General features: G+C 58.0%; 1 protein-coding gene. It reads left to right on the forward strand.

Going from position 1 to position 243, the window contains the following annotated elements; translation table 11 throughout:
- The coding region (locus AB9K32_RS00410) for a hypothetical protein (protein ID WP_369884049.1) at positions 1 to 243 on the forward strand (243 nt) is incomplete at both ends.

A 243-nucleotide genomic window follows, 5' to 3' on the forward strand; every position in this document is an offset into this window, starting at 1 on the left:
ATCGGATACGAACGAGATCCAGAACATTGAGGAAGTACTGACTGATGGGAACGATGCGAACGGTCTAGTACTGACGGGCCTTGGTGCCCCGACCGCTGCGAGCGATGCCGCCACAAAGGCCTATGTGGACAGCGTGGCCGATGACGATATTACGGGAGTGAGCTTCGATGGCGGGACCAACGAGGTAACGGTAAGCGAGGGCGGCACGAGCTTTTCCGCGGACCTGTCCTCTTTGGACGATAG

Source organism: Allomuricauda sp. XS_ASV26, assembly GCF_041224615.1.
Classification (GTDB): domain Bacteria; phylum Bacteroidota; class Bacteroidia; order Flavobacteriales; family Flavobacteriaceae; genus Flagellimonas; species Flagellimonas alginolytica.